7 protein-coding genes are annotated in these 9,257 nt (G+C 55.5%); all 7 read left to right on the top strand.

Going from position 1 to position 9,257, the window contains the following annotated elements:
- Nucleotides 1-1,242: ABC transporter substrate-binding protein (locus KSY55_RS07270; protein WP_217749632.1), on the top strand; the 1,242-nt coding region annotated here is incomplete at its 5' end.
- A 226-nt stretch (nucleotides 1,243-1,468) separates the two neighbouring features.
- Nucleotides 1,469-3,121, top strand: a complete 1,653-nt coding sequence (locus KSY55_RS07265) for an ABC transporter substrate-binding protein (protein ID WP_004220523.1) — start codon at nucleotides 1,469-1,471, stop codon at nucleotides 3,119-3,121.
- A gap of 299 nt (nucleotides 3,122-3,420) precedes the next feature.
- Entirely contained in the window at nucleotides 3,421-4,347 is a 927-nt protein-coding gene (locus KSY55_RS07260; RefSeq protein WP_004220521.1) for an ABC transporter permease, read from the top strand.
- Between the two features lie 17 nt (nucleotides 4,348-4,364).
- Complete coding sequence (locus KSY55_RS07255; RefSeq protein ID WP_022245427.1) at nucleotides 4,365-5,330, top strand: ABC transporter permease; 966 nt, start codon at nucleotides 4,365-4,367, stop codon at nucleotides 5,328-5,330.
- A gap of 20 nt (nucleotides 5,331-5,350) precedes the next feature.
- Nucleotides 5,351-7,360: an ABC transporter ATP-binding protein gene (locus tag KSY55_RS07250; RefSeq protein ID WP_004220518.1), complete on the top strand. Its 2,010-nt coding sequence runs from the start codon at nucleotides 5,351-5,353 to the stop codon at nucleotides 7,358-7,360.
- An 80-nt stretch (nucleotides 7,361-7,440) separates the two neighbouring features.
- The gene (locus KSY55_RS07245) at nucleotides 7,441-8,301 is read left to right on the top strand and encodes an exodeoxyribonuclease III (protein ID WP_004220515.1); all 861 of its coding nucleotides are present in this window, start codon (nucleotides 7,441-7,443) and stop codon (nucleotides 8,299-8,301) included.
- Between the two features lie 117 nt (nucleotides 8,302-8,418).
- On the top strand, nucleotides 8,419-9,249 hold the full coding sequence (locus tag KSY55_RS07240; protein WP_022245426.1) for a DUF3710 domain-containing protein: 831 nt from the start codon (nucleotides 8,419-8,421) through the stop codon (nucleotides 9,247-9,249).
- Nucleotides 9,250-9,257 lie beyond the last annotated feature (8 nt).

Below are 9,257 nucleotides of genomic sequence, written 5' to 3'. Positions count from 1 at the left end.
TCCTTCTTCTCCACCATCAAGGGCTATGACGCGCTGCAGGACACCGACAACCTCAAGGGTGACGAGCAGCTTGAAGGTCTGAAGATCGTCAACGATCACGAGTTCACCGTCGACCTGAGCCAGTCGGATTCCGCGTTCGCCACCAAGCTGGGTTATTCGGGATTCTATCCGATGCCGGAATCCTTCTACAAGGATCCGAAGGCCTTCGGAGAGTCGCCGGTTTCCGATGGCCCGTACAAGTTCGATTCCTGGGACCATGACAAGGAAATCAAGCTGGTCAAGAATCCCGATTACAAAGGCAATCGCAAGGTGAATAACGACGGTGTGACGTTCAAGATCTACACGGATGCCAACGCGGCCTATGCCGATGTTCAGGCCGGCAACCTTGATGTGATGGATACGGTGCCGTCCGCCGACAGCAAGACCTTCGAATCCGATTCCTCCGTGGTGCCATACAACAAGGCCGGTTCCGTGATTCAGACGTTCACCATTCCGTCGGATCTTGAACATTGGAAGACATCCACCGAAGAAGGACAGTTGCGCCGACAGGCGTTGTCCATGGCCATCGACCGTCAGGCCATCTGCGACAAGGTACTGAATGGTTTGGGAACTCCAGCGGTCGAATTCACGTCTCCGAAGACTCCGGGCTACTCCGATTCGCTCAAGGGCAACGAGAATCTGAAGTACAACAAAAAGAAGGCCAAGGAACTCTGGGAGAAGGCCAACGCCATCAGCCCGTGGACTTCCGACGACAAGCTTACGTTCTCCTATAATGCAGACGGCGGAGCCAAGCCGATCTTTGAAGCCGTGGTGAACTCCGTGAAGAACACGCTCGATATCGACGTGACCACTAACCCGGTGCCGACCTTCCAGGAATTCCGAAACGACGTTACCGGCCGCAAGATGACCGGCGCGTTCCGTACCGCTTGGCAGCCGGATTATCCGTCTCCTGAAAACTACCTGTACCAGCTGTATTCCTCTGACGCTGCTGATGGCAATGGTTCCAACGATGGCGATTACAAGAATCCGGAGTTCGATGACCTGTGCTCCAAGGCTGCTGCCGCACAGACCACCGACGAGGCCAATAAGCTGTACCAGCAGGCTCAGGAGATTCTGTTGAACGATCTGCCTGCCATCCCGCTGTATTACTCCAATGCCAATGGCGTTGCCGCATCCGGAGTGAAGAACTTCGTCATGAACTGGCAGAACGTTCCGGTGTATAACGAGATTTCGAAGAGCTGACTTATTCTTCGGATACATTGTTCGACATGACGGCGGAAAACGTATGTTTTCCGCCGTCATGTCGTCAAGGAAGGTGTGCGTTTTTTGGGTTGCATGGAAAGGTTGTCCGTCAATTGAGCAAGAATAGTGCACTATCGTCAAATAGAGATGCGTCGGTGAGTAGGTCGGCTCGTTTCCGTTTGTGGGATGATAATCCCGATGTGATATCGAATAGGAGAATGATTATATGAAGAAGAAAGCACTGGCTTTCGCTGCCGCCGCGTGCGCTTTTGGCATGCTGCTGAGCGGCTGTGGCTCTTCCAACGGCAGCGACACCGCCGCTGAAGGTGCCAACATCATCACCGCATACAATTCCGAACCGCAGCACCCGCTCATCCCGGGCAACACCAACGAGACCGGTGGTGGCAAGCCGGTTGATCTGCTGTTCTCCCGTCTGATTTCCTTCGACGCCAAAGGCAATGCTTCCAACGAAGTGGCTGAGTCCATTACCGCCAACGATGACGCCACCCAGTACGACATCAAGCTCAAGGATGGCTGGAAGTTCACCGACGGCACCGATGTGACCGCCGAGTCCTTCACCAAGGCTTGGAGCTACGTGGCCAACGCCAAGAACGGTATGGTCGGCTCATCCTTCTTCTCCACCATCAAGGGCTATGACGCGCTGCAGGACACCGACAACCTCAAGGGTGATGAGCAGCTTGAAGGTCTGAAGATCGTCAACGATCACGAGTTCACCGTCGACCTGAACAAGTCTGATTCCGTGTTCGCCATCAAGGTGGGCTATTCCGCATTCGCTCCGCTGCCGGAATCCTTCTACGATGACACGGATGCCTTCGGTGAGGCTCCAGTCGGCAACGGTCCGTACAAGTTCCAGTCCTGGGATCACGACAACGAGATCGTGCTCGTGAAGAACCCTGACTACAAGGGCAACCGAACCCCGAAGAACGACGGTGTGACCTTCAAGGTCTACACCAAGGATGACGCAGCCTACGCCGACATCCAGTCCGGCGCCCTCGATGTGATGGAATCCGTGCCGGCCTCCGCCACCAAGACCTTCGAAACCGATGAGACCGTGCAGGCCTACAACAAGGCCGGTTCCGTCATCCAGCAGTTCACCATTCCGTCCAGCCTGAAGCACTTCGAAGCTGGTACCGAAGAAGGCACCCTGCGTCGTCAAGCCATCTCCATGGCCATCAACCGTGAGAACATCTGCGACAAGGTGCTCAACGGCACCGGCACTCCGGCCGTTGACTTTACCTCTCCGCTGACCCCGGGCTACTCTGATTCCCTCAAGGGCGTCGGCAACCTGAAGTACAACGAGAAGAAGGCCAAGGAACTCTGGGAGAAGGCCAATGCCATCAGCCCGTGGACTTCCGATGACAAGCTCACCTTCGCTTACAACGCTGACGGTGGCCACGAGACCACCTACACCGCTGTGGTGAACTCCATCAACAACACGCTTGGTTCCGAAGTGGCTGCCACCAACCCGTACCCGACTTTCAACGATTACCGTACCGCCGTGTCCGATCGCAAGGTTCAGGGCGCATTCCGTAGCGGCTGGCAGCCGGATTATCCGTCCGCCGAAAACTACCTGGTGGCCAATTACGCTTCCGCCGCCGCTGATGGCAATGGTTCCAACGATGGCGATTACAAGAATTCGGAGTTCGATGACCTGTGCTCCAAGGCTGCTGCCGCGCAGACCACCGATGAGGCCAATAAGCTGTACCAGCAGGCTCAGGAAGTTCTGCTCAACGATCTCCCGGCCGTTCCGCTGTACTACGCCAACGCCTACGGTGTGGCTGCTACCGGCGTTTCCGGTTTCGAAATGAACTGGCAGAACCTGCCGGTCTACGAGAACATGACCAAGTCCGGCAAGTGAGCCGATCTTCGTGAGTGAATCTCGCTGAGCCAATTGCAGGAAGGGGCGGATCATATCCGTTCCTTCCTTTCCATGTAATACGCACCGTTTCAGGGTGACATCAGTGTGGCCAAGAGGCGTCAGGGGGTAGATGCCGGTAGCCAAGCATTTTTCCCAGCTGATTCCCATGAAACTGCAATATAAAGCAGTTTGTTGTGTGTTGCCACAAAACTTGCGGGGTAAATCGTTAACCTTCCCCGATGATTATGAGTAATAATCTGAAAAAGGTTGACAATGAATAAGCAAAAAAGGAGAAACCAATGGGCAGATATCTTCTGCGACGCATTCTGCAGATGATCCCTGTGGTTCTCGGCACGACGCTTTTGGTGTACGCCCTGGTGTTCGCGTTGCCGGGCGACCCGGTTAAGGCGATGTTTGGCGATAAGCCGGTCAATGAGGCCGTCGCCGCGCAGATTCGTGCCGAATACAATCTGGATAAACCGTTCATCGTGCAGTATTTGCTGTTCCTGAAAAATGCGCTGACTCTTGACTTCGGCAAGACTTTCTCCGGTCAGCTGGTCATCGACCAGATCGGACGTGCATTCCCGGTCACCATCAAGCTTGCGCTGATGGCTTTCGTGTTCGAAGCCGTGTTCGGCGTGATCTTCGGTGCGATTTCCGGCCTGAACAAGGGCAAGTGGTGCGATACCGTGATCCTGATTATCTCTCTGTTGCTCATCTCCGTACCGACCTTCGTCACGGGCTTCCTTGCCCAGTATTTCTTAGGCGTGAAGTTGCGTCTGCTTCCAGTTACGGCCGGTGCCAATCCAGGATTCATCGACCTGCTGATGCCAGCAATGGTGCTTGGATCTGTGTCTATGGCATATATCATCCGATTGAGTCGTTCGGAGATTTCTTCCAATATCGCGCTTGACTATGTGCGCACCGCACGTGCCAAAGGCATGGACAACAGGTCGGTCATGAATCGTCACGTTTTGCGTAACTCCATGATTCCTGTCGTCACTTACCTTGGTCAGGATCTTGGCGCACTGATGGGCGGTGCCATGATTTCCGAAACCATCTTCAACGTGCATGGCATTGGTTACCTGACTTATCAAAGCATTCTCAAGGGTGAAGGCAATCTGGTGGTGTCCATTGTGACTCTGCTTATGCTGATCTTCGCAGTGTGCAACCTGCTGGTCGATATGCTCTATGCGGCGCTTGATCCGCGAATCCGCTACGCGTGAGTTGGGAGGATTGAACAATGACTGATATGAACGAGACGAATCTTTCTCACGCGCTTCCGGGACAGGAACGATATGTTGCTCCTCTCGAGGAGACGCCGCTTAAGGACGTTGACTCGGTAGATGAGTCCGCACCGGCTTCAAGCCTTTGGGCTGACGCATGGCGTACCCTGCGCAAGAACCCGATGTTCATCATTTCCGCTGTGCTTATTGTGTTCATTATCTTCGTGGCGCTGTTCCCAGGAGTGATGACCAAGCAGAATCCGAACTACTGCACGCTTGAGAACTCCTTGGAACCGGCTTCGAAGGGACATCCTTTCGGATTTGATCTGCAAGGCTGCGATGTGTACTCCCGCGTGGTGCATGGTACTCGTACCTCGCTGAGCGTCGGCGTGTTCGCTACGGTGCTGGTGGTGCTGTTGGGTACGCTGATCGGTGCGTTGAGCGGTTTCTTCGGAGGCTGGGTCGACACCATTCTCAGCCGTTTGACCGATATTTTCCTGGCTTTGCCGATTTTGCTTGGTGCCATCGTGGTGCTGCAGATGTTCAAGACCAACGATTCCATTTGGAAGATTATTCTGGTCATGACGTTATTCGGCTGGACATCCGTTGCGCGAATTGCGCGAGGCGCTGTTATGGAAGCTAAGAATCTGGAGTTCAATACGGCTTCCACCGCACTTGGCTCCACGCCGTGGCGTAACCTGTTCCGCCACATTCTGCCGAATTCCTTGGCACCGATCATTGTGGTGGGCACAACGTCTCTGGCTACATACATCGTGTTGGAAGCAACATTGAGCTTCCTTGGTGTGGGTCTGCCGACCACTACCGTCAGCTGGGGTGGCGACATCTCCAATGCGCAGTCCATTCTGCGTACCGATCCGATGGTGCTGTTCTACCCGTCCGCGGCACTTGCCATCACTGTGCTTGCCTTCATCATGATGGGTGACGCCGTGAAGGATGCGCTTGATCCGAAGAGCCGTACGTGAGTGTAAGTGAGGGATATTCGATGACTGAAATGAATACCGAAAACAAGCTCGAGGCCATGCAACGTGCCAACGGTCCGCTGCTGGAAGTCAAGAACCTCCAGGTCGACTTCACCACTGATGATGGCCAGCCGGTACATGCGGTTCGCAACTCCTCTTTCAGCGTATACCCGGGTCAGTGGGTGGCTATCGTTGGTGAGTCCGGCTCCGGCAAGTCCACGTCCGCTATGGCGGTGCTTGGTCTGCTTCCGGGCACAGGCCATGTGGTCGGAGGATCCATCAAGCTTGACGGCGAGGAAATCTCCGGTTACAAGCAGAGGGATTTCGACAAGTTGCGCGGCAACAAGATGGGTCTTGTCCCGCAGGATCCGATGAGCAACCTGAACCCGGTGTGGCGTATCGGTACCCAGGTGAAGGAGGCTCTGGCCGCCAACAATATGGATATCGCCCATGAGAAGCGTTCCTCGCTGTCGAAGGCTCTCGCCGATGCCGATGTCGAACTTAAAGGCAACGACGATGAAACTTTCCTTGGCTCCAAGGAGCTTCCTGAGCTGTTGTCCGCGGCGAAGGAAGCGCTGTCCAAGATCGGTAAGACCGGCGACGACTTCGACAAGACCGTGGCGTACTTCGAGTCGGAGTGGGTCCCAGGATCTGAAACGCGTTGGCGCGTGGCCGACGACCTGATCAAGGTCGGCGTGGCCGAGGATGACGCTTGGTACATCGCCAAGAAGTATGTAATCGGCTCCACCATGGATGACCGCATCGCAGGTCTTCTTTCTGAGGCTGGTCTGCCGGATGCCGCCACTCGTGCACGCCAGTATCCGCACGAGTTCTCCGGTGGTATGCGCCAGCGTGCGCTCATCGCCATCGGCTTGGCATGCCGTCCGGAACTGCTGATCGCTGACGAGCCGACCTCCGCGCTTGACGTGACCGTGCAGAAGAAGATTCTTGATCATCTCCAGATGCTCACCGATTCGTTGGGAACCGCAGTGCTGTTCATCACCCATGACTTGGGTTTGGCGGCTGAGCGTGCGCAGCACATCGTGGTTATGTACAAGGGGCAGGTCGTTGAATCCGGCCCGTCTCTGGAAGTGCTGCAGCATCCGCAGCATCCATACACCAAGCGACTGGTGGCGGCGGCGCCGTCGTTGGCCTCGCAGCGCATCATCTCCGTCAAGGAGCATGGTGGCGATGCCAGCGGCGTGATGGAACACAAGGTGAATGAAGATTCCCTGAAGTCCGGCGAATCCATCATCACGGTGGATCATCTGACGCGCGAGTTCAAGCTGCCGCGCAAGAAGGAGATGTTCAAGGCCGTTGACGATGTGAGCTTTTCCGTCAAGAAGGGTACCACGCTGGCAATTGTGGGCGAGTCCGGTTCCGGCAAGTCCACGGTGGCCAACATGGTGCTGAAGCTGCTTGAACCGACCTCAGGCACCGTCACTTATGAAGGCAAGGACATTTCCGGCTTCCAAGGCAAGGAATTGCTTGACTTCCGCCGCCACGTGCAGCCGGTGTTCCAGAATCCGTATGGCTCGCTTGACCCGATGTACTCCATTTACCGTTCCATCGAAGAACCACTGCGTATCCACGGCATTGGAGACAAGAAGAGTCGTGCTGCCCGCGTGCGTGAGTTGCTCGATATGGTGGAACTGCCGTGGTCCGTGCGTTTCCGCTACCCGAACGAGCTTTCCGGTGGTCAGCGTCAGCGCATCGCCATCGCACGAGCCATGGCTCTCGATCCGGACGTGATTGTCTGCGACGAGGCCGTATCCGCTTTGGACGTGCTGGTGCAGGATCAGGTGTTGCGATTGCTCAATGACCTGCAGACGGAAAAGGGCCTGAGCTACCTGTTCATCACCCACGATTTGGCGGTTGTGCGTCAGATCGCCGATGAGGTTGTGGTGATGCAGCACGGCAAGCTTGTGGAGCACGCCACCACTGACGAGGTCTTCGACCATCCGCAGAAGCAGTACACCCGTGATCTGCTTGGCGCCATCCCCGGCGGCAAGCTGCAGCTCGGTCTTGACTGATTTGATGCGATAACATCATCAAGATAAGCCTTCGGCATGTGCCGAGGGCTTTTCTTGTATGCAAGCTAGGCTAGAACGCTATGACGATCACTATCACGACTTCCAATGTGAACGGAATCCGAGCGGCAAAACGCAAAGGCATCGAGGAGTGGGCCGGACGCAACACACCTGACGTGTGGTGTATGCAGGAGGTGCGTGCCCCGCAAAACGAAATCGATCCTATTTTCGACGAATTCGGTTTCGAATACTCAACGGCGGGACGTATTTCCGATCAGAGCGAACTGCATCGTATGAACGAGATTTGCCGTATCAAGGGGCGTGCCGGCGTAGGTCTGTTGTCGGCATTGCCGGTTGTCGACAAACGATATGGATTGCCGGGACTTGAGGATGACGTCGATTCCGGCCGTTGGATCGAAGCGGACATGCAAACTCCACAAGGCTATGTCATTACCGTGGTTTGCGTGTATGTGCATGCGGGAAATACCGATGATCCGGAAAAAATGAAGCAGAAATACCGTTTCCTCGACACCATGCTGATACGCATGGAACAGTTGCGTGACGAGGCAGCACACGGCGGAAAACAAGCGGTGCTCTGCGGTGATTTCAACATCGCGCACACGCCGCTCGACATCAAAAACGCCAAAGCCAACGAAACGCATGCCGGATTCCTCCCCGAGGAGCGCGCATATGTCGACAAATGGTTGGGAGAACTGGAGTTTGTGGATGTGATGCGTAATCTCGCCGGAGACATCCAAGGACCGTACACATGGTGGAGCCAGCGCGGTCGTGCATTCGACAACAATGTCGGCTGGAGGATCGACTATCAGTTCGCAACACCGGAACTGGCGGAAACGGCCTGCGGATTCGTGATCGATAAGGCTCCGACCTACGACCTGCGCTGGTCCGATCATGCGCCGCTCAGCATTATGTATGACATTTAAGCCACTTTTTATCGTGAACAGACTGGGAATTGGAATATCACACCCCGATTCCCAGCCCATATTAAGCATAGGTGCTAGGCTATTCACGGTTGCAACTGTTATGAAATGAGGAACATCATGGGATTGTTTGGATTCGGTAAGAAGAAGCATCAGAGCAAGGAAGCTCTTGAAGCGGCCGCCGGAGAAAACGAAGAGGCTGTCGACGCAGCTGAAAATGTTGACGAAGCTCAGGAAGTTGTGGCGCTTCCGGAGCCTTCCGCTGAATACGAGGGCCGCGGTGACGAGCATGGTCCGTGGGATGTGGAAGATGAGAACGTTCCCGACTACGACGAGTACCTCGATATGGGATCATATTATCTGCCGTTCCTGAAGGGCATTGAATTGCGAGTGAAGGCCAACCGTGCCACCCAGCAGGTTCTTGGCACCACCATCACCTACGGTTCCTCCAGTGTGGAGATTGAGGCATTCGCGGCACCGAAGACGCTCGGATTGTGGGATGACGTTCGTGCCGACCTGATTGAAGCCAACAAGGACGCGAAGGAAGTCGAAGGCGTATTCGGCACCGAACTGGCATTGCCGGTTACCGTCAAGGGTGGACGCAAGGTGCTTACCCGCATCGTAGGCGTCGACGGTCCGCGTTGGATGTTGCGCGGCATCTTCTCAGGCAAGGCTGCCACCGATCCTGAGGGTGAGGAAGCAAAGGCATTGAACCAGTTCTTCGCTGATATTGTGGTGGAACGAGGCGATGATCCGTTGGCGCCACGCGACCTTATTCCCATGCATCCGCCGGTCGCTCCGGCCGAACGCAAGGCTGCGAAGGCAGCTGCGGAAGAGGCTGAGCAGAAGACTGAGATTCCCGGCAAACCGAAGGGTCCATTCGACTCCGACCAGCAGGTTGAGGTCAAGACCACGCTGTCTCGTGGACCGATGTTCTCCGAAGTGCGTTGAGCCGCTTG

It is taken from the genome of Bifidobacterium sp. MSK.13.1 (genome assembly GCF_019131435.1).
GTDB classification, from domain to species: domain Bacteria; phylum Actinomycetota; class Actinomycetes; order Actinomycetales; family Bifidobacteriaceae; genus Bifidobacterium; species Bifidobacterium pseudocatenulatum.
Note: the sequence above shows the minus strand (reverse complement) of the source record. Positions and strands in the feature narration are given on the sequence as shown.